Below are 231 nucleotides of genomic sequence, written 5' to 3'. Positions count from 1 at the left end.
ATTAACTTACGTACTGTGGGGGGCGCGTTTGCCATTCAATTCTTCTTCGGCGCATTTGTTCTTTATGTGCCGGTAGGCCGCGATGTGCTGTATGGTGCATCGCAGTTCGTAGCCAATGTGATCGGATATGGTGATCAGGGGATTTCCTTCCTGTTCGGCGGTCTGGTCTCAGGCAAGATGTTTGAAGTCTTCGGTGGCGGCGGCTTCGTTTTCGCCCTGAAAGTACTGCCG

At 52.8% G+C, this 231-nt stretch carries 1 protein-coding gene; it reads left to right on the top strand.

Features of this window, described 5'->3' with window-relative positions; all coding sequences use genetic code 11:
• A partial coding sequence (locus ACYP03_RS28325; RefSeq protein ID WP_459782981.1) for a Na+ dependent nucleoside transporter N-terminal domain-containing protein occupies positions 1-231 on the top strand: 231 nt, incomplete at both ends.

Source organism: Photobacterium sp. R1, assembly GCF_054600795.1.
The sequence above is the reverse complement of the archived record's forward strand: the minus strand, read 5'-3'. Positions and strand labels throughout refer to the sequence as shown.